Raw genomic sequence first — 19,792 nt, 5'->3', positions numbered from 1 at the left:
AAAAGCAAGGAAGATTGGAGCAAAATAATGAACACCTTCCCTGGCGAGTTTAGTACAAATGATTCTGTCTCAAAGTAATAGCCCTGATTATTCAGTGCATCTAACCTAATCGAGATAAACCAGGATGTGGTGACCAGTTCTGGTCAACAAAGCCTATTGAATTAATTCCTTAACCACATCCATCTGATAAGAATCCGGTTTCACTCTCAGGTTATAATTCCCCCAACCATGTCCTGCAGACCACAAAGTCCAGCCTACAAAACCATATTCCTTATTTTTAGCTGAGTTATCTTTTAAATAAGTCATAAATTCACTCAATGGGGCTTTACAACTTGCTGCATTTCTTCCTGTACCCAACTCTGTCACTATAGCTTTTAACTGATTCTCATTCAGGTAATCAGCAAATTCATTCAAATTAAAACCATTATCGCCAGTGGTAGTTAAATCCTGCAAACAATCATCATGAGTTCCACTATAATCACTATCTAAATATTGGTGAACATTAATAAGAACTTTTGATAAATCGGTAATACCTGCTTTCGCAAAATGTTCTCGAGTAAATAAAGTTGCATTGGAATATATTTGATTATCACTTCCTTTCCACTGATAACTACTCCAGGAATGAAGACCCGACCAGCTGTTGCCTTCAACCATAATATAACCGGTAAAATTCTGGTTACGTAGCATATTTATTAAAGATGCTTGAATGGTGAATACCTTATCATCAGGAACTGCAACGGGTTCATTAACCAAATCAATTAATAGATAGTCTTTATCTATTAATGGATCGTGTTGCATCAACTCAGCTAATTGACTCCAGACTGATTGATAAGCCTTTTCATCCAGAATCAACGTTCCATCAGGACAAGGACCACTACCACTGCATCCAGAGTATTCTTCACCAAATTTTGAATAGCGCATATAAGCATGCAGGTCAACAATTGTATGTACCTTTGCATGAGTTAACGTTTGTAACAATGGACGTATGTAGTTCGTGTAATAGGCTAAATTGATTGTTCCTTTTCCAGCCCCATCCAATTGTAAGTACCCCCAACTGACGGGTATACGCGCAGTGTTCATGCCTGCGTTAATAAATGATTGCATCTCCTGCAGATCAGAAAAATTACCTGAGCTATCTTGTGTTGAAAGATTAGGAACAACAACAGGATCAATTACTTTTCCAAACTCAAGACCGGATAAATTAATACCTGCAAATTCCCAGGTATTATTTTCTTTAGCCTGTTGTAACTCCAGATTGGTTTCTATTGGAGTATAATTAATCGTGCCAGTAACAACACCGCTACTGTCTATACCAGGATTTGTGTAGGCAATATGAATACCTTCAGGAGGTGTATAACTACTTACCGCATTATTACCGGAAGCATTGATGCTAAAACCAACATAACCAAGATAAGTATTCGCTGGTGTACAACCACCAAATCGTAATGTAGCTCCGGCATAATAGGCGTTACCTGAGGCTTTATTTGCATCACCTGATTGATTGCCCGCCAAAGCCAAAGTGACCGCTCCATTCTGATCCTGAATACAGATATACGGTTTAACACTGCCTTGAGGCCCAACACCTCCAATAGAATTTGTGATAGTGGCGGCACTACAACAACCAGGGATAAGTAAAATAATCGCCCAAAATTTATTCATTAAAAGCCCAATAAGATCAAAAATAAAGGAACATGTATAATACATGAACTAATTGATGGCATCAACTAAAAAATTTCAATGGACTATTTATTAACGCATCGAGGTAGGCATCCTCTCAGGAGCACTGTTAAAAATCATTAGACAGAATTAAATAATATCTCTTTAAAAGTTGACAAATATTCATGTATGATGAATTGCATAAATCATTTGTCTGAGGTTCTCATGACGTTTCAGGAATTCTTAAAAAAATTCAATACTTTTTTATTTGACCAATGCGGCACAACCAATAATCTGTTTGACCATGTCCGATTAGATAAAAAAACACCAATAAAATCACTTTTTTTTAATCCTTATAAATCCCCTAAAGACTTTTTATATCAAGGCGCAAGCATAGTAGCTGCACCTATATGCCTTACAATTATCTCCCTGGAGCTTGCTACAGCATCCTTATACCTGGGATTAAAATCCATTTTTGATTTGACACAATTAAAAACACACGTAGCGAAAATACATATTATAGATGCCGTGGTTCATTTGGTCTTTTCCGTGATAGCGGCCATTGTTGGTTTAGCCAGTCCTGTAATCAATTTAGTTGATTTTGTAGGATCCGGTATTAATACCATGATTCATGGGAATGAATCGCAGCAAGAGATGCATCAATCCTTGAATAATTAGTTTCATTCAATCAAACTGGAGGAAGAGTAAAAGGTTAATCTCTCTCACCAAAATTATCGGAGTGTAGCTCAGCCTGGTAGAGCACTGCCTTCGGGAGGCAGGGGTCGCAAGTTCGATTCTTGTCACTCCGACCATATAAATCAATAGGTTACGAATTTTAACGATCGGGATATCAATTTATAAAGTGCATATAAAGTGCAAATTTATTGTATTAAGGTAAATAAAGTTAATTAAATTAAAATTTGATGACAATACAAAAACGCAGGGAGACACTCATTAAAAACATTTTCTGTCTATAATTAATTAACTATCTCTGCAAGTCATGGATGAGGTATACGCTTAAGGATAGAAGATGAACCTTTTCATAGACACAAATATATTTCTGTCTTTCTTTCATTTTACAAATGATGATCTTGAGGAAATACGAAAATTAGAAGTATTAATCGATAAAAAAGAAGTGGTTTTATGGCTACCTGAGCAAGTCAAAAATGAGTTTTATAGAAATCGTGAAAATAAATTGTTTGATACGATTAAAAAAATTAAAGAATTGAATATCAATCTTCAGTTTCCACAAATATTTAAGGATTACCCAGAATATCAACAAATTAAACAATCCATTAAAGATTATAAATCAATATTTTCCCGTTTAGATCAAAATGTAAGAAATGACATTGAAAATAAAAGTCTCAAAGCAGATCAAATTATAAAAGAGTTATTTTCCAAAGCAACAACTATCGAGACCTCACCAGGGATATTAGAAAGTGCCCAGCAAAGAGTAGTTAAAGGTAATCCTCCAGGAAAAAATGGCTCCTTTGGTGATTCTATAAACTGGGAATGCCTTCTATCTAAAATCCCCTTAGCTGAAGATATATATCTAGTTTCAGAGGATAGGGATTTTTATTCAATCCTAGATGAAAGCAAAAGCAAAATCAAAGATTTCCTTTGTATTGAGTGGGAGACTCACCAACAATCGCGTATCTTTTTATATCGAAGATTATCTCAATTCTTTAAAGAACATTACCCTAATATTAAGCTCGCAACAGAACTTGAAAGAGAATTATCTGTTAAAAAACTTATAAACAGCACATCATTTTCTATGACTCATTCCGCCATATATCAATTAACAAAATATACTGAGTTTAATCCCTCTCAGCTTGATGAAATGATATTGGCAGGATTAAACAATAATCAGATAAGATGGATATTAGATGATAGTGATGTATTCGCATTCTATGAAAAACTTATCATTGAAAATGAAGAGAGTATTGAAGAGCAGTTGTACAGTGAAATAGTATCTGTACTTGAAAGTATAAACTCTCAGTGAGAGGATAGAAATTTTAACTAATCTCTAGCTCCTCTTAAGGACCTAGAGATTAGTTATTTCTCATATAAAACTAATTTTAACTTCGATGTTGATCTAACCAAGAATCCAAATCATCTTTTAAATACCTAATTGATCTACCAATTCTAATATATTTAGGACCTGGAGTTCGGTTTGCCAATGTTCCATATGCCCTATCCTGAGAAAGAAAAGAACGGCTCATGCATATATAGCTTGCTGCCTCAACTTCTTTAAAAACTCTTTTTTCCATAATTGCATCCTTATAAATATAAATTTACTTATCTGTAAGCAACTTCATTATATACCTGTGATGCGTATTGTATCAATATAAAATACATGTATTGCGTATAATTATTTTGAAATATTTTCTTGTACCTCGAAGATCCTTCTTTCTGCAGAAAACTTATTATTAAATAGCTTAATGCCTTCTTCACGCATATCGGGTGCAAATTGAATAAAATACGTCTCTAAAGCGTCTCTATCCTCTAGTTGATATTGTACTGTTAATGCTTCTTGCCCAGAACTTTTGTCTTTTTCCTGTTTTAAAATACTCGCTTTAATAAAACCAGGAAATTGAAGCATTTCTGTAGCATGCTTTTTTAACCATAATTGAAATTGAGGATAAATATCCGCATCAATAGCTAGGTTCACTTCGTAAATAACCATATTTTTTTCCTTTAAAATGGAGCAACATCAAACTTAGTGCAGCACAAATGCTTATTGTAATACCCGGATTTAATTGATTCTCCGAGGTTAGAAATAAATAAGGCATTAATCCTGCAAACAATGTCAAACTAATATTATAAGAAATAGCGAGCGCTTTACCACGTTGTGTTGGTAGAAACTGCAATACTATAAATGCAGGTAACGCCGAATTAAGTAAAGCTTGGATCATTGCAAATAAAATCAATACAATAATGCAGCTTGTACTATTTATGTGAGGTATAACAGCAAATACGATATAAGAAAATAACAAATAGAGTATCGAAGAAATTTTTATCTGCCTAATAACACCTATTTTATCAGCTAAAATACCCCCCAATGGTAACGCGGATAAATAAATCAAAAGAGTAATTAATGTTATCAAAATAGATTGTTGATGAGAGTGCAGATTTAACGATGCCGATAAGTAGGTTGTCATAAGAACAAATGTAATATAAAAAGCAGATGCAGATAAGCTAGAGACTATAAACGTTGTTATCAATTCTTTCTTATGACTTTTGATAAGGCTGTTAAAACCTGAAGTGACAGGAATCATATCTAAGGTCGAATCATTAATTTTATTTCGGATAAACAGCAGAAATAAACATCCTATCAACCCTATCAAAAATGGAATACGCCAAGCAAATTGAATAATTTGATCATGTGGCATTAAATAAAGAAGTATAAAAACACTGAGGTTTGCAAGTAATAACCCTACACTTCCCCCCACAAATGCTAAGCTCCCTAATAAAGCAGGGTATTTTCTTCCCTGTTCAACAGACATAATAATAGCCGATGAAAACTCCCCGGAGATTGCTAATCCTTGAATTACCCTACATATAATAAGACCAGCACCAAAATACATGCCCAATATACTTGGTGGTAATAAACCAATAGCTGAAGTAGCAAGGGTCATTAACACAGTAGTGAACAGCAATACTTTTTTCCGACCATAAATATCTATTAAATATCCAAACCCTATTGTTCCAAATGGTTTAATGGCATAGCTCACAACATAAGCTAAAATAGTGAAATTTATAGCCACATTTTTGGTTTGGGAAGAAAAAAATACTTCAGATAAAATCGGAATCAAAAAAGGAAAAACTGTAAAATCATAGACTTCAATCAAAGTGCCTATAAAAGCAGAAATAATAGTAACTTTTTTCATTTACATCTAAGGAAAGGTTGAGTACATTATTGTAACACTGGATGTAAAGAAGTAGCACTATGGATGTTTGTGCAAGTATGGATGCAAGAAGTCTACATAATATTTTTCCTGAAAAATTTGAATTACAACTCTATCAAGCATTTCGTGCCCTTAAACAATTAGGGTGTGATTATTTCTATTTTTTAGGAATGGATTCAGGAATTACCTACCGATTTTGTACTCATGATGATTGGATCGATTTTTATAAAGATGAAAAATTTATTTTAAATGATCCATTAAAAAGAGTTATTGAAAACACTCCTTTTATAATTTTGCCTTGGGAGCAAATATCGCTTCTTCATGGTAATGAAAAAAAGACAATGTATGGAAGGATTTCATTTGGATTATTTAATGGTTTAACAATATCTAGAGATTATAAAAACAGAAAATATGTTTTTGCCTTAGCAACAGAACTTAAAGAGCATGATTTGGCAAGATATCTTATACTGGAAAAAGCAGACACATTGGAAAAATTTATCCATGCTTGCATGAGATTATTTGACCAGTATCAATTATTGATGATTACACCCACGATTCAAATAATGATGTAATTACAGGCCATCAAGTATTCCCATTTTAGAAGCCATCTAATTTGTGGCAATTACTAACCAATATAAACCAAAAATACTCATCTGCTATAGTGAATTTATAAAAGTTAACTCTCAATATTTAACTCATTTACCCAGATAGTATACATTTTAATCAATTGTGAAATCGAAGGAAAATTATTGTATAATACGCGCCTATTTTACGCATTGCTTTAATGGAAAAACCACACTTATGGTTAACTAAAGAACAAAATAATATTAACTGGATAAATAATAATAATTAAAAGGAGATCTATCATTTGGAAAACTAATCATGAACCAAGAAACTCTTGTTCAAGGATCAAAATGGTTGAGCGATCTTATTCGTTTTTTGCCATTAAAAAGTCAGTTTATACTTTCAGGCAATGTGCATGATCTACAAATTGAGAATAAACAAAGTGGTGCGGTTGTTCGATCACTTAATTCTTCTCTAAATCGTGAGCTTCGAACGTATGGTTACTCCCAAGTATTATGTTATGACTTTGTAAATGGCTTCAAAGGTATTGATCAAGTACCAGGCAATCAAGGTTATGATGCTTTAGAAAATCTAATGAAACGGTTAGGGTTGCAGCCTATAAATGGTTTTGCACCCGCAGGAATTGAACTATTTGGGGAAGTATTAGAGAACCTAATTGCTTGGCCAGGCGAGCCAATTGCTTTAATTATTGATTTTGCATCGCGTCTAATTATTCATCAAAATAATTTTAATGAAAATGAACATCATCTTTTTACAAGGGCGCTGATCCGTTCTTATGAAGCTAGAGGTAATGCACATGGAACTCCGCCAAAACGATTTTTCAATACCATCTTATGGATAGTTGAAAAAGAAAGCGACATACCCGATTGGCTAATTGTTGGAAACTCAAAAGTACGTCATATTTCTATTCCAGCCCCTGATTATCAAGCACGACATGCCCTTGCTAGTTCTCTTGTCAAATCATTAGAAGGAGCAAAGGAAGCACCAATTCATTCTCAAGAAATTGCATGTCGAAATTTTGTAGATAATACAGATGGACTGTTATTGTCAGATCTAATGTTAATTGCACAGTTATGTCGAGAGGAGCAATTAGGCTATGCCAAGATTGGTGAAGCAGTTCGTCGCTATAAAGTAGGTGTTTCCGAAGATCCTTGGCAAAAAATCGATCGCCAAAAAATTCGTGATGGAGAAAGTTTCATCATGCAACGAGTCAAAGGGCAAGATCATGCTGTTGCTCATATGCTCGATATTATTAAACGCTCAATTACAGGCGTGGGAACTCCCCGACGTGGAGGACGTCCAAGAGGTGTGGCATTTTTAGCAGGACCAACTGGAGTAGGAAAAACCGAACTTGCTAAGTCTGTTACAAACCTTTTATTCGGAGATGATAGCGCTTATATCCGTTTTGATATGTCTGAATTTAGTGCGGAACACTCAGATCAGCGTTTGATTGGAGCACCACCAGGATATATTGGCTATGACTTAGGCGGAGAATTAACAAATGCAATTCGAGAAAAACCTTTTAGCGTAGTGCTATTTGATGAGATTGAAAAGGCACATCCCAAAATTCTAGATAAATTTCTTCAAATACTTGATGACGGTGTTTTAACTTCTGGTAGAGGGGAAAGAGTATATTTTACAGAAGCATTTATTGTTTTCACTTCAAATCTTGGCGTTTATCGAACAGATACATTGGGAGAAAGAAAAGCAACAGTAGCACCAACAGACTCTTTTGAAATAATCCAACAACGTATTCGTGAAGAAATAGATAAACATTTTAAGCTGATGCTTAACCGACCTGAAATTCTCAATCGTATTGGGGATAACATCATTGTTTTTGATTTTATTCGTGATGGAATAGCTGAAAAAATATTTAACAGTATGATTGATAGTGTACTAATGGATTTAAATGAATTTCAAAGTATTGATATTGATATAACCCCGTCGACATTACAAACACTTAAAGAAATTTGTTTAAAAGACTTATCAAATGGTGGCAGAGGAATTAGGAACAAAATAGAAACACATCTGGTTAATCCTCTTTCTAGAGCACTTTTTGATCAAAATATTGAGTCTGGTAGTGCGCTTAGTATCAATAACATAGAGATTGGTGCAATAACAAAGTTGGGGCTTACACATATGAACTCTAATGAGGGTGCGAAGATATGATTCTTTATCTTTCACGAGTTCATTTTCCTGTAACAACATTAGGACCTGGTCGCCGAATCGGTATCTGGTTCCAAGGATGCACTATTCGTTGTTCAGGATGTATATCTGCTGATACATGGAACACCAAAAAAGATGGAATTGAAGTTAAATACTTAATAGAAGGAATTAGTCCATGGCTTTATGAAGCTGATGGAATAACTATTTCTGGTGGTGAGCCATTTGATCAACCTGAAGCGTTGATTTCCCTTCTTAAACAACTTCGATTAGAAACAAGCTCAGATATTTTGGTTTACAGTGGATATGCTTATGAAAAAATCTCTCATTACGTTACGAAATGTGACGGGCTTATTGATGCCCTAATATCTGATCCCTATGAAGAAAATACAAAGCAAACACTTGCCTTACGTGGTAGTGACAATCAACGTCTTCATTATCTTACTCCTTTGGGCGAAATGCGATTTAGTCAATTTGACCGAAAGTTACAAACATCCGATAAGACATTTGACCTTATGTATGAAGAAGAGGAAGAAACAACATGGCTTGCTGGAATCCCAAGGCGTAATGACATGGTCCGATTACAACATATTTTAGCAAAAAAAGGCCACGTTGCGATAACTACACAAGATAAGCGTTCAATGAAAGAGAGGACTTTATGACAATCCAAGTTCGTATGTGTCAGGGATGTAGAGAGATACGCTCTGAAGAGGAAATGCTATGCGGAAACTGTGGATGGGATCTAACTCAAGAACCTCTACTGGTATCGGCCCAAGTTAATATTGCTCAAAAATTAGCTGATAAAGCTTCAATTGTGCGATTTTGTCTCAACGGACATCCTCTTGATGATGGTGATGAATTATGTTTCGTACCAAATTGTGGAGCTACTACTGCGAATGAAACAAACAAAGGAAAAAATAGTCCATCAAAGGAAATTATCGTTGATGGATGGAAAGTTATTAGTCAATTTGAAAATTATAACGAAACTATCGAAAATGCGATTGTTGAACAGCATGGTCATCGTGCACAACTTACGCTCTATTTTCCAGAAATGCAGCCAGACTCATCAATTTATGAAGTCCTTAAAAAGTTACCAAAAGATTATATCTCAGAAATTCTCTCCCATGGTGAATGGGAGGGTCGTCAATATGAGATAACCGATCTTAACTCCAATCCTAATTTATTAGATTTGTTATCTAGTTCGGTAGATCTTGAAGTAATTCGCCAAGTAGTAAAATCTATAGGGAAAATATTACACGCTATTTCGGAACATGGCTTACGGCATGGAGATCTTCGTCCAGAAAATATCATAATTACTCATCGAGATCCGATAAGTCTTATTTTAAGAGGATTTCAATATAGTTTTGTTTCAAATTTTGAGATGGATAGGAATACACAACCTACTTCCGTGTTTTATACAGCACCTGAAGTTATTGCAGGAGGATGTAGCGCAGCTTCTGATTGGTGGAGTTTAGGAATACTTATTTTGCAGCTAATTACAAATGGACAGTACTTTAATGGCATTAACGAAAAAGCATTTCGAATTCATGTTGTAACGAGGGGTATTTCCCTACCTAAAGGCTTGGATCCTCAGATTAATTTATTACTAAGGGGGTTATTAGCACAAGACCCAGATAAACGGTGGCAATGGATTCAGCTTCAGAAATGGCTTGCAGGAGAAGACCTTGAAGTACCCTTCGAGAATATTTCTGAGGATAGACAAACTGGTCCTTTTATTGAACTCAATGAACAATCTTATTTTTGTCCAAAAACTTTTGCCCTTGCAGCAGCGGAACAATTAAATTGGGATCAAGCTAAAGATCTATTAATGAGAGGAGTTGTCGTTACTTGGCTAGAAGAACGCAATACCGAGCCTAGGGTTATAGCTGGAGTTAGAGTTGCTAGTTCATTAGAAAATATATCAGATGATTTTCGACATTCTTTAGCACTGATGTGGATGAATTTTAGCCTTCCGCTTATTTATAGAGGCGAGATTGTCACATCTTCATGGCTACTTCAAAACGCAATTCAAGGATATGAAATTATAACTGGACCTCTTATCACTCATTTACGTCAAATGAATAGAGAGCGTCATCTATGGGAATTACAAGAAAGAAACGAAAAGGCCAGAGAAAGAGCTAGGGTTCTAGATATAGAGCTTAATGAAGAAAATTTTAGACTATTAGTTTTAGCTTCTTCCCGACTAAATTTAGAGCGTCAGTGGATAAATCATCGTCGCTTATTCCCTGGCTCTGATCATAGAGGGTTGAATTCTTTAATAGATCGTCAAAACATCACTGAAGTTGAATTAGCCATTCTATTAGGTGCTGACCTTCATCAATATCAATCAGCTGCACAAATATTAAAGGATGCAAATGCAATTGCTGCACAAGTTAGTCTATCTTCATATACTGAAGATACTGCACAACAATGGTTTAATATTTCAAGAAGAGATTTATATAGAGAAATTGAAGATAGAATAGCAAACTACTCTCGTTGTGAAATTGCACGAGTTGATGAGTGGGCTAATGATTTTAGAATACAAAAAAGAATTTCACTTTCACGAGCTCTAGTTTTGTTATCGATCCCGAAAGAATCATGGAAAGAACCCGATCGTCTTCAATATGTTTCAAGCATTATCGATTTTTTTGAAAAACGCACTGCAGGATTAGCTCAAAGGGGTCCTCTAGTCCGAATGTTAATTTCTAAATCCGGCTCCCGAGTAGATCTTGCCGCTATTGCAGGGAATAAACCAACAGCACCCTATATACTGGAGCATTTGATTAATCGAACAGACTCCACTATAGAATTTGATCGAGTTGCTTTTGAAAAAAATATTGATCTTGAAAAAAAATTAAGACATCTGGTAAATCATGCAAATACCTACAGAAGAGATACAGGAATTGATAGTCTTTACCTCGGTTTCCCTTTTCTTGTTATGCAAGATAGTCAGCCAGAAAATTTACGAAAAAAGCCCAAAATTGCCCCTATTTTACTTTGGCCAATAAAAATTAACATTGAAACTCGAGATAAAGTCTCAATTTTCTTTGATCGGGATCGAGAGGAAGTAAGGTTAAATCCCATTTTTACAAATCTTGTTGGGTTGGAAGAAACCAATAAATGGAAAGAAATAGCTACAGAACTCTTGGGGCGCTCTTCAATTCGAGTTGCCGATGTAATTGATACATTGGGGGCATTAGTTGAGCCACGAGAGCGCTCCTTATGCGAATTGCCAAACAGTGAATATAGTATTAATGTCGGGGCTAGACAGATAATCTGCTCAGCCGTTCTTTTTCATGCGGAATTTATGGGACAAGCACTAGGCGAAGATTTACGTCAAATACGAAAAGAATCACCAATAGGTACGAGTTTAGAAACGGTACTCCGAGTTAATAAAGACCCAATAATATCTCAATCAGCTCCTTTAATTCCTGAAAACGATCGCTATTTCACAATGGAAAGTGATCCCTCTCAAGAAAAAGCAGTATTTGGAGCACGCCAATACCCTGGTATTTTAATTGAAGGTCCGCCTGGAACAGGGAAAAGTCAGACCATAGTAAATATTATTGGAGATTGTATTGGACGCAACAATAGTGTACTTGTTATCTGCCAAAAAGCTGCAGCACTTGAAGTTCTTGCTAAAAGATTAAATGCTGAAGGGCTGCGAGATCGATTTTTCTATATTACTCATGTTAATAAAGATCGCTCTTCTGTAGTACAAAGTATTCGTGGGCAAATTGAGGGTATTGCTCAATCTCAAAGAATTTATCGATCTGAAAATCTAGCACCTGAAAGAAATGAGCTAGCAGAAAAAATTGAGTACCTAGAAAATGAAATTGATAAATATCATGAAGCCATTCATATTGTAGATGAGGGAATTGGTACAAATTACCGTAACATACTTGGACAATTAATTGATCTTGAGGATCGTGAGCCTAAACTAATTAATATACCAGCATTAAGACCAATTTTAGGTAATCTGAGCAACAAACAATTATCTGTGATTGAAGAGATATGTGTTCCAATTGCTGAAACATGGCTTAAATCCTCATATGAAGGGAGTCCTCTAAAAAAACTAAAAATTTTTTCATCTGATGAAGCTTTACTTAATGAATTTAATACTATGCTTATCAGATTTGTGAATAAAGAATATAAACGCAATGAACATAATCCTAAATCAAATCTGTCATTTGAAGTAGACAATCCCACACAGCATCAAGAATGGATTATGTCAAACGATGGATTCTTAAGATCAGTGGATTGGAAAAAAATTCATTCTTGGTTTGATTTATTCTCAAAAGGCGAACATTCTAACGGCAATGAGATTATTAAAAATGTGCAGAGCATTAAGCAACAGTTAGAAACTTTTGAATTAGATAAATACGATTCCATACTAACTAATAAATTAATAGACATTCCTATTTCAACAATTGAGGAATGGCTACATTTAATGAATAAAACCTCCATTTTTAATCCATTAATATTCATGAATAATGATCCACTCAAAAAAAATATTGAGAATATAAAACAACAATTAGTTAGTTTAGATCCAACTAAAAATAATAAAGTACTATCTAGAGCGCTGAGCAGTATTCCTATTCCCATAATAGAAGAGTGGTTATCTTTAATTGATAAAACTACAACACTTAATTCATCTTGCTTTATTCAACATGAAAAATATCAAACGGAGCTTAAAGATTTAAAGAGTCGCTTGGTTTGTTTTGATTTGAATAATCAAGATGAGAAATTCTTACTCAAGCTAATTAATATACCCACACCAACTTTAATAAAATGGCTATCCTTAATAAATAAAACCTACAGTTCTAAAACTTACTTTAGTATTTTAAATCCATTACATCTTCTTAGAAAATCTCGTATAAAAAATATAGTTTCTAGCTTAAATGAAACTCTAACTCTAGAAGTTATCAGTCACTTTAAAAATATGATTGAAGTAGAATTAAAACAACGCCCAATACGTGAGGCCGTTCAATTTTTATTGAAAACAGTCTATATAAATAGTGAAATATCAACACCCCTATTTCCAAAAGATTTAGGTATTGATATTGATCGTATGTTAGAAGATTTAATCACGATTTCTCAACTTCGAAAAATTGTTCTTAGCTTGGGAGAAGACTTATCCTTCGAAAAGGCAAAACAACTGCAAAATGCTGCTGAATTGGAAAGAAATCTGCGTCCAATTAGAGGTAGGATTTTAAGGGCACATGATGAAATTTACCTAGAAAATAATCAACCTGAAGTTATTTACCTAGATGACATGCTTAATCATATTGAGCATGTTTTAGAAGATTTATTCTACCCAATTAAAGTTCAGGCAGTTTTACTTGATTTAGGTCTAGATCAATCTTTTGAAATGGTCACTAAATTTAAATATGACATAGAATTAGAATATAATCTCCGTCCTATCAGAGTTGAAATCTCAAAACTCTTGGAGATGCTTCATCAAGATCATGAAATATTGAAACCTACACTTTTAACAGAGTTGCTCACTATTATAAATCAAATAATGAAGGAGCTACTTTTAACTCAGAAGGCTATTGCTGCACTCCAAGCATGCCCTAGACAAGAAGAACAAATTGCATCAATTGTAACAAAAGGTCTTCCAGCATACCTAGATCTTATTACTAGATATGAAGAATCTTTCGCACGTCATCAAGCTCGAATTAATAGTTTAGAATATTTGGATAAACTATCTCCATTTTTTGGCGAAGATCTTTTTAACTCATGTCAGATTAATATTCTAGAGAACCGTTCGAATCTTACTGAACTTCAATCAATAATTGAATCATTGCCTACTTTAGCATTTTATCAAGAGTTTCGTTTACAATCTGCAAATTTCTCATCACAAACATTGAAAATATTTGCCATATTGAGAGAAAAAGACAAGAGTTTAAGTAATTATAACAAGGATGATTTAGGGGAAATAATACGAAGAATTCTCTATAGAGAAGCTAAATTATACTTAAAAGATATAATAGAACAAAAATATCCAATTTTAAAACTATCTCAAAGAGAGCTCTCTCGCAAAATTCTTACTCTTGATGAATCAAGTGTAAAAATGAGAGGACTAAATCAACAATTTCTAGCTAATATAAATTTAGAAAATAGAAATAATTCTGAAAATTGGGAAGATATTACTCGATTAAGAGGACCAAGAGCTCGTCGTTTACGTGAGATTATTGAACGAGGAATAGATATTGGGCTTATGCGGATTAGACCTGTTTGGTTAATGAATCCAGATACAGCAAGTCAATTGTTGCCGTTAAGAGCTGGTATGTTTGATGTGGTTATTTTCGATGAAGCAAGTCAAATCCCGATTGAGAATGCTCTTCCAACACTATATCGAGCAAAACGTACGGTTATTAGTGGCGATGAAAAGCAAATGCCTCCTAGTAATTTTTTTATAAAACGCTTTGATGATGAAGATGAGGACTATAATTCTGAAGATGATTTCTCAGATGAAGTAATGAGTGATACTGAGCGTGATACTCTTGAGGATTCATGGAATCGACGTGAGATCAAAGACTGTTTTGACCTTCTTACTCTTGGGAAAGCTGTTTTACCAAAATCCATGTTACAAATTCATTATCGATCGAAATATCGTGAGTTAATTTCTTTTTCTAATGCAGCCTTTTATAACAATGAGTTAAACATCCCCGTACGTCATCCAGAGAATGTTATTAGAAATGTCCGTCCAATTGAAGTTATACGAGTAGACAGTATTTATGCTAATCAAACAAATAAAGGTGAAGCTGAAAAGGTAGTGGATCTTCTGTCACAAATATGGGTTTCACATGAAAATAAACCCAGTATTGGTGTTGTTACATTTAATGCCAAACAAGCTGATTTAATAGAAGATCTTTTAGCTGAACGTTCAGCAAAAGATCAAGACTTTAACCAATCACTTTCAACTGAAAGAGAACGACAACAAGGAGGTGAAGACATGAGTTTCTTTGTTAAAAATGTCGAGAATGTTCAAGGTGATGAAAGAGATATAATTATTTTCAGTTCTACTTTTGGACGAGATGAAAAAGGTACATTTAGAAAGCAGTTTGGTCGTCTTGGCCAAAGTGGAGGTGAGCGTCGTTTGAATGTTGCGATCACAAGAGCGCGTGAAAAAATCATCCTTGTTACATCCCTCCCCATTAATGAAATCTCAGAGGCTTTGTCTAAACGACAAGAACCAAAAATTTCTAGAGATTATTTACAAGCCTATTTTGATTATGCTTCTAAAATTAGTGATGGTTCTTTAGAGTCAGCAAATAACTCTTTAAATAGAATGAGTTCTGAAGTCATCAATTCTCAAACATCATTTAATTCTGATAAAGATGGGTTTGTCCGTTCAGTAGCAACATTCATACAAAACCTCGGGCTTAAACCATTAGCAATTAGAGAAAACGATGCTTTTGGACTTGATTTTGTGATTGAAGATCCCAGGAACAAACGATTTGGAATTGGAATCGAATGTGATGCTCACTGCCACTCAATTCTTGCAACAGCAAGAGCCAGAGAAGTATGGCGACCAAAAGTACTCCGAATGGGTATTCCATATGTCCATAGAATATCAAGTTATGCGTGGTATCACTACCGAGAAGAAGAAATGGAACGTTTAAAACAGATATTAGAAAAAGCCATAGGCATTGTGTTTAGAAAAACAAATGTTAAAGCTACTGCAGAAGGATAAAAAATGAGTGGTCCTAAAGTTGTACGTGTTATCACCAAGCAAGAAGTTATTGCAATTTGCCGTGGTCGAATCGACACTCTTCAAGATACGATTGCTCAATGGCGCAAATTTGCTACTAAACATGATGCTCTAACAGCAGAGGAAGAAACTTCTGTAGAAAAAAGACTTAGCGCTATTATTAAGATGTTTGAAAATGAGCAATTTAATGATGTCCAAAAAAAATGCAATGATGAAATTTCATCTCTAAAAAGAGATGTATCTCGTATTCGTGAAGCTGCTATTGTAAAAGCGGTGCAAGAGCGAAGTACACGTCGAAGGTTACAATACTCTGCTGAAACACTTATTAAATTTTTGGAAACTGAAAAGCACCAAATCCCAGAAGAACTATTAAATATTACTTCATCGATTATAACAGCTGATGAAGCAGAACTTACTGCTATAAACTCTACTTTGTGTAGGATATTAAACTTATATATTTTGGGCTCAAATGAAATACAAACTATGACTCCATTACAAAAAGAACTTTCAAAAAAATTGAGCGAGGGAGAAAAACTTCAAACATTAGCAGATTGGAAAATAAATCATAGTATGGAAACAAAGGAAACCGAGGCTAACCAGAGGTTAGATAAATTATTAGCAGAAATAGAATGTCTTAATAATGAAGTCGCTACAAAAAAATTTGTTGAACGTCTTACTTTTATTACAAAAGAACCATCTTCAAATCAACGCTCTCTTTTAACAGACTCCTTAATTATTGACTTAATCGAATACTCAAAAGAACAAAAAGAAATAGATAATGCACTAGAGTCTATGCGAGAAATTCATTCTGAATTGAAGATATTGGATTCATTACCCGCCCAAAATCTTGAGAAAATGTTTGTAAAAGCAATTGAAACCAATGATCTTTCTTTAATCAAAAACCTTACTGAAAAAGGAATTGAATTAATTAAAATAGAATCGAAATATTTGTTGGGAATGGCTCGGAGAGAAGCTGTTTTAAAAGGGTTATCTGAACTAGGTTATGAAATTAGAGAATCAATGGCAACTGCTTGGGTAAAAAACGGTAGACTTATAGTTAAAAAACCTAATGAACAGAATTATGGTGTTGAACTTGGGGCAATTGAAGAAGCTGAACGTATGCAAATTCAACTTGTTTCATTTCAAGAATCAAGTAGTTCTCAAGACATAGAAAAAGAAACCATTTGGTGCTCTGAATTTTCTAGACTTAAATCTCTTCTTGAAAAAGCAGGTTCTTCTTTGCTTATAGAGAAAGCCTTACCAGTAGGATCAAAGCCATTGAAACAAGTCAAAGAACCATCCCAGCTTGCAACCAGAAGTGATAAACAATCAAAAGAGAATGTGCTAAAGAAGGTAATGAAAGATTAACTAATCATGAAAAATACAATAATTAATATTATTATATTATTTTTTAGGCCTACTCTTTACTCTAAAGTTTGTACCAAATAATGTAGATATGAATTTCTCCACCAAGGCCCCTATTTTTCTTTGCCTTCCTGATCTGGTTAGAGGGATTCCAATATATCTTGAAATTCTCGCTTTAAAAGCAGAAATACCAATAAATCTTTTCCAAGAAAAACCACCACGATTCATTATAAAGCCCAAACAACATAACTAGCCGCAGATATTATAGGAATATGAGTGAAAAATAAACAAAATTAGAGTAATTTAATCGCATAATTTAAGAATATAATTTAACCAAGATAAAACGGTTTGGCTTCTACGTTTTATAGTTTCCACCGAAAGAGGAAGATATTTTTCCAAAATTGTGTTTAATATTTCACCATGAGGTAATATCTTATTCTGTAAATAAAATTTACCTACAGAAAAGAATACTGGATAAGAGAAAATTGAAGAACAAAGCAAATCATTACGTCTCGTAGTTGGTAAATTAACGAAGGTATTTCCTTTGTTTGTTAACTGCCAACAGCTTCCATTTCGTTTAATAAATCCTAAATACATTGCCGCATTAGCATAATAGTCTGCCTGCCTCTGATCTACTTGCCAAAAATCTGCAATACTTTTTTTTGAATTGTACCCCCAGGAGATTAAATCCACAGTATCTCTAACTTTTGTAAGATCATCAGCTTGAGGAAAAGGGATATCAAAAGGTTCTTGATCAGATATAGTAATTTTATCAATTATTTCATTTAAAATTAATTTAACTGGCTGTTCCTCAAATGCATAACGAGTGCATTTCACCAATTTAATAGTGGAATAAATCCAAAAATCCTCAAATTCATATTGTGAAATTGAGATTATATTATTCGCATAATTGATTAATATAGGAATTACATCTTTTGAAATATCCTCTTCAAACCACATTCGTAATGGATAATACAATTGTCGAATATTAAAATCCTGAATTTCCCCCATTTTTGCTTCAATTAAATATATTTTATTTCCTTCATATCCAGCATCAATCTCGACTTGGACTCCATCAGCGGTTAATTTTTGTGTTTGAGAATTAAAGTAAAAATCAAATGGCTTTGATCTTAACCTACCTCTAATAGTTAATCTTAATGAAGGATCTTCTAAAAAGTCCTCCAGCAAACCTGTTGCAAAAGCTAAATCGATGACTTGGGATTCTGACCTTGGTATCAACGGTAAAGTTTCATACCATATTCCTTTTGGAGGACTTAAATAATTGATATTTGATGAAGAAACAGACAAATTTTGATATCCATCACCCTCTATTAAAATGTATTTCCCATTTTGAATTGGTAATATGCTCAAATTTTTTTGTTTAAATATCGAAGGCCTAGACTCTCTGCTATCAAATTTACACATTAATCTTGGTTCACGGTTGCCAAATTTCTTTATCTCTTCCGCACTTATATAAGCCAGTCCATTTGATGAAATATCTTTATCAAGTTGGTGGTGTGTATTAAAAATATTTTCCCAAGCTTTATTTGTATAACCCTCAGCCATAGGATTTCCTTAACCAAATTTTTCTAACAAACAATCTAATCTTTTTTGAGTAAAAGCAACGGCATTTGCTTTAATATCAGTTCCTATAAAACTACGTTCATTAATAATTGATGCCTCAGCAACACTACCCGATCCTAAAAATGGATCAGCAATAATATCTCCGGGTAGTGAACTTTGTTGTATTAATATTTCCATTAATTCCACAGGTTTTTCTGTAGGGTAACCATTCATAATCCTTTTACATGTAAGAATATCTGGAATAGAAAGGTTATTTAGTTTTCTTTTTCCCTTTTCGAAAAAAAGAATATTTTCATACCTAGATCTGTAGTGATATCCCATTCCTATATTTACCTTATCCCATATTATTGGTTTCCAAAATTTGAATCCGATTTTTTCTGCAATGGGTTTTATGTAAAACATTGTTTCAGTATCACAAAAAAGATAAAAATGGCTATTGGGTTTTAATATCCTGTAAATTTCTTTAATTACAGTAATTAATTTTTTATTAGAAATTGTAGGAAACCACTCATTACTGGATGCTTTACTGGTTGTTAATCTTGTAGTGGTCCCAATTGCTCTATACTTTTCTAGAGACTCATAGGGAGGATCTGTTATAACTAAATCTAATGAATGGCTTTTAATAGTTTTAAACCAGTGAAATGCATTTAAGTTATCTATTTTGTAGAAATGTGTATTCACTAAATCACCATTCAATTATTATCCCTAAAACAAGTATAGCTTGCGTTTTAAAACTAAATTTGACGGAGTTCATTTGAAGGGGTTAGATTTTGCGAGGATAAAAATATAGCTTGATGATTATAAAAGGACT

13 protein-coding genes and 1 tRNA gene are annotated in these 19,792 nt (G+C 33.9%); 8 read left to right on the top strand and 6 right to left on the bottom strand.

Translation table 11 applies throughout. The features are described from left to right. Nucleotides 1–153 precede the first annotated feature (153 nt). Nucleotides 154–1,659 carry a glycoside hydrolase family 5 protein gene (locus Lqua_RS11180; RefSeq protein ID WP_058474351.1) on the bottom strand — a complete coding sequence of 502 codons (1,506 nt, stop codon included), beginning with the start codon at nucleotides 1,657–1,659 and terminating at the stop codon, nucleotides 154–156. Nucleotides 1,660–1,881: 222 nt separating this feature from the next. Between Lqua_RS11180 and Lqua_RS11175 the strand changes: the two genes are divergently transcribed. The 3 genes from Lqua_RS11175 (at nucleotide 1,882) to Lqua_RS11165 (ending at nucleotide 3,658) form a co-directional block, all read left to right on the top strand. After that, the gene (locus Lqua_RS11175) at nucleotides 1,882–2,334 is read left to right on the top strand and encodes a hypothetical protein (RefSeq protein ID WP_058474350.1); all 453 of its coding nucleotides are present in this window, start codon (nucleotides 1,882–1,884) and stop codon (nucleotides 2,332–2,334) included. 57 nt (nucleotides 2,335–2,391) lie between these two features. Beyond that, nucleotides 2,392–2,468 (top strand) — tRNA-Pro (locus Lqua_RS11170). 218 nt (nucleotides 2,469–2,686) lie between these two features. Then, nucleotides 2,687–3,658 carry a PIN domain-containing protein gene (locus tag Lqua_RS11165; protein ID WP_058474349.1) on the top strand — a complete coding sequence of 324 codons (972 nt, stop codon included), beginning with the start codon at nucleotides 2,687–2,689 and terminating at the stop codon, nucleotides 3,656–3,658. Nucleotides 3,659–3,734: 76 nt separating this feature from the next. Here Lqua_RS11165 and Lqua_RS11160 read toward each other — a convergent pair whose 3' ends face one another. The 3 genes from Lqua_RS11160 to Lqua_RS11150 all read right to left on the bottom strand — a co-directional run bounded on the left by Lqua_RS11160 (nucleotide 3,735) and on the right by Lqua_RS11150 (nucleotide 5,546). Beyond that, on the bottom strand, nucleotides 3,735–3,926 hold the full coding sequence (locus Lqua_RS11160; protein WP_058474348.1) for a hypothetical protein: 192 nt from the start codon (nucleotides 3,924–3,926) through the stop codon (nucleotides 3,735–3,737). Between the two features lie 101 nt (nucleotides 3,927–4,027). Continuing rightward, the gene (locus tag Lqua_RS11155) at nucleotides 4,028–4,342 is read right to left on the bottom strand and encodes a DUF4286 family protein (RefSeq protein WP_058474347.1); all 315 of its coding nucleotides are present in this window, start codon (nucleotides 4,340–4,342) and stop codon (nucleotides 4,028–4,030) included. Further along, on the bottom strand, nucleotides 4,311–5,546 hold the full coding sequence (locus tag Lqua_RS11150) for an MFS transporter (RefSeq protein WP_058474346.1): 1,236 nt from the start codon (nucleotides 5,544–5,546) through the stop codon (nucleotides 4,311–4,313). The genes Lqua_RS11155 and Lqua_RS11150 overlap by 32 nt, the downstream gene beginning before the upstream one ends. Before the next feature lie 59 nt (nucleotides 5,547–5,605). Here Lqua_RS11150 and Lqua_RS11145 point away from each other — a divergent pair, with 59 nt between their 5' ends. The 5 genes from Lqua_RS11145 (at nucleotide 5,606) to Lqua_RS11125 (ending at nucleotide 17,400) form a co-directional block, all read left to right on the top strand. Then, nucleotides 5,606–6,136, top strand: coding sequence for an autoinducer binding domain-containing protein (locus Lqua_RS11145; protein WP_058474345.1), 531 nt, complete (start codon nucleotides 5,606–5,608; stop codon nucleotides 6,134–6,136). A gap of 310 nt (nucleotides 6,137–6,446) precedes the next feature. Then, the gene (locus Lqua_RS11140) at nucleotides 6,447–8,318 is read left to right on the top strand and encodes an AAA family ATPase (protein WP_058474344.1); all 1,872 of its coding nucleotides are present in this window, start codon (nucleotides 6,447–6,449) and stop codon (nucleotides 8,316–8,318) included. Then, nucleotides 8,315–8,974, top strand: coding sequence for a 4Fe-4S single cluster domain-containing protein (locus tag Lqua_RS11135; protein WP_058474343.1), 660 nt, complete (start codon nucleotides 8,315–8,317; stop codon nucleotides 8,972–8,974). Before Lqua_RS11140 ends, Lqua_RS11135 begins: the two co-directional genes overlap by 4 nt. After that, nucleotides 8,971–16,014, top strand: coding sequence for an AAA domain-containing protein (locus Lqua_RS11130; protein ID WP_058474342.1), 7,044 nt, complete (start codon nucleotides 8,971–8,973; stop codon nucleotides 16,012–16,014). The genes Lqua_RS11135 and Lqua_RS11130 overlap by 4 nt, the downstream gene beginning before the upstream one ends. Nucleotides 16,015–16,017: 3 nt before the next feature. Next, nucleotides 16,018–17,400: a hypothetical protein gene (locus Lqua_RS11125; RefSeq protein ID WP_058474341.1), complete on the top strand. Its 1,383-nt coding sequence runs from the start codon at nucleotides 16,018–16,020 to the stop codon at nucleotides 17,398–17,400. 300 nt (nucleotides 17,401–17,700) lie between these two features. On the opposite strand, the gene Lqua_RS11120 is transcribed toward Lqua_RS11125, so the two are convergent. Both Lqua_RS11120 and Lqua_RS11115 read right to left on the bottom strand, forming a co-directional pair. Then, complete coding sequence (locus tag Lqua_RS11120) at nucleotides 17,701–18,963, bottom strand: type II restriction enzyme (protein WP_058474340.1); 1,263 nt, start codon at nucleotides 18,961–18,963, stop codon at nucleotides 17,701–17,703. A gap of 9 nt (nucleotides 18,964–18,972) precedes the next feature. Further along, entirely contained in the window at nucleotides 18,973–19,662 is a 690-nt protein-coding gene (locus Lqua_RS11115; protein ID WP_115148810.1) for a DNA-methyltransferase, read from the bottom strand. Nucleotides 19,663–19,792 lie beyond the last annotated feature (130 nt).

Source organism: Legionella quateirensis (genome assembly GCF_001467955.1).
Taxonomy (GTDB): domain Bacteria; phylum Pseudomonadota; class Gammaproteobacteria; order Legionellales; family Legionellaceae; genus Legionella; species Legionella quateirensis.
Note: the sequence above shows the minus strand (reverse complement) of the source record. Positions and strands in the feature narration are given on the sequence as shown.

Excerpts from the sequence above, each read along its gene's own strand:
- Lqua_RS11155 (WP_058474347.1), bottom strand. The coding sequence starts at position 4,342 with ATGGTTATTTACGAAGTGAACCTAGCTATTGATGCGGATATTTATCCT.
- Lqua_RS11120 (WP_058474340.1), bottom strand. The coding sequence starts at position 18,963 with ATGGCTGAGGGTTATACAAATAAAGCTTGGGAAAATATTTTTAATACA.
- Lqua_RS11175 (WP_058474350.1), top strand. The coding sequence starts at position 1,882 with ATGACGTTTCAGGAATTCTTAAAAAAATTCAATACTTTTTTATTTGAC.
- Lqua_RS11135 (WP_058474343.1), top strand. The coding sequence starts at position 8,315 with ATGATTCTTTATCTTTCACGAGTTCATTTTCCTGTAACAACATTAGGA.
- Lqua_RS11160 (WP_058474348.1), bottom strand. The coding sequence starts at position 3,926 with ATGGAAAAAAGAGTTTTTAAAGAAGTTGAGGCAGCAAGCTATATATGC.
- Lqua_RS11140 (WP_058474344.1), top strand. The coding sequence starts at position 6,447 with ATGAACCAAGAAACTCTTGTTCAAGGATCAAAATGGTTGAGCGATCTT.
- Lqua_RS11145 (WP_058474345.1), top strand. The coding sequence starts at position 5,606 with ATGGATGTTTGTGCAAGTATGGATGCAAGAAGTCTACATAATATTTTT.
- Lqua_RS11165 (WP_058474349.1), top strand. The coding sequence starts at position 2,687 with ATGAACCTTTTCATAGACACAAATATATTTCTGTCTTTCTTTCATTTT.
- Lqua_RS11125 (WP_058474341.1), top strand. The coding sequence starts at position 16,018 with ATGAGTGGTCCTAAAGTTGTACGTGTTATCACCAAGCAAGAAGTTATT.
- Lqua_RS11130 (WP_058474342.1), top strand. The coding sequence starts at position 8,971 with ATGACAATCCAAGTTCGTATGTGTCAGGGATGTAGAGAGATACGCTCT.
- Lqua_RS11180 (WP_058474351.1), bottom strand. The coding sequence starts at position 1,659 with ATGAATAAATTTTGGGCGATTATTTTACTTATCCCTGGTTGTTGTAGT.
- Lqua_RS11150 (WP_058474346.1), bottom strand. The coding sequence starts at position 5,546 with ATGAAAAAAGTTACTATTATTTCTGCTTTTATAGGCACTTTGATTGAA.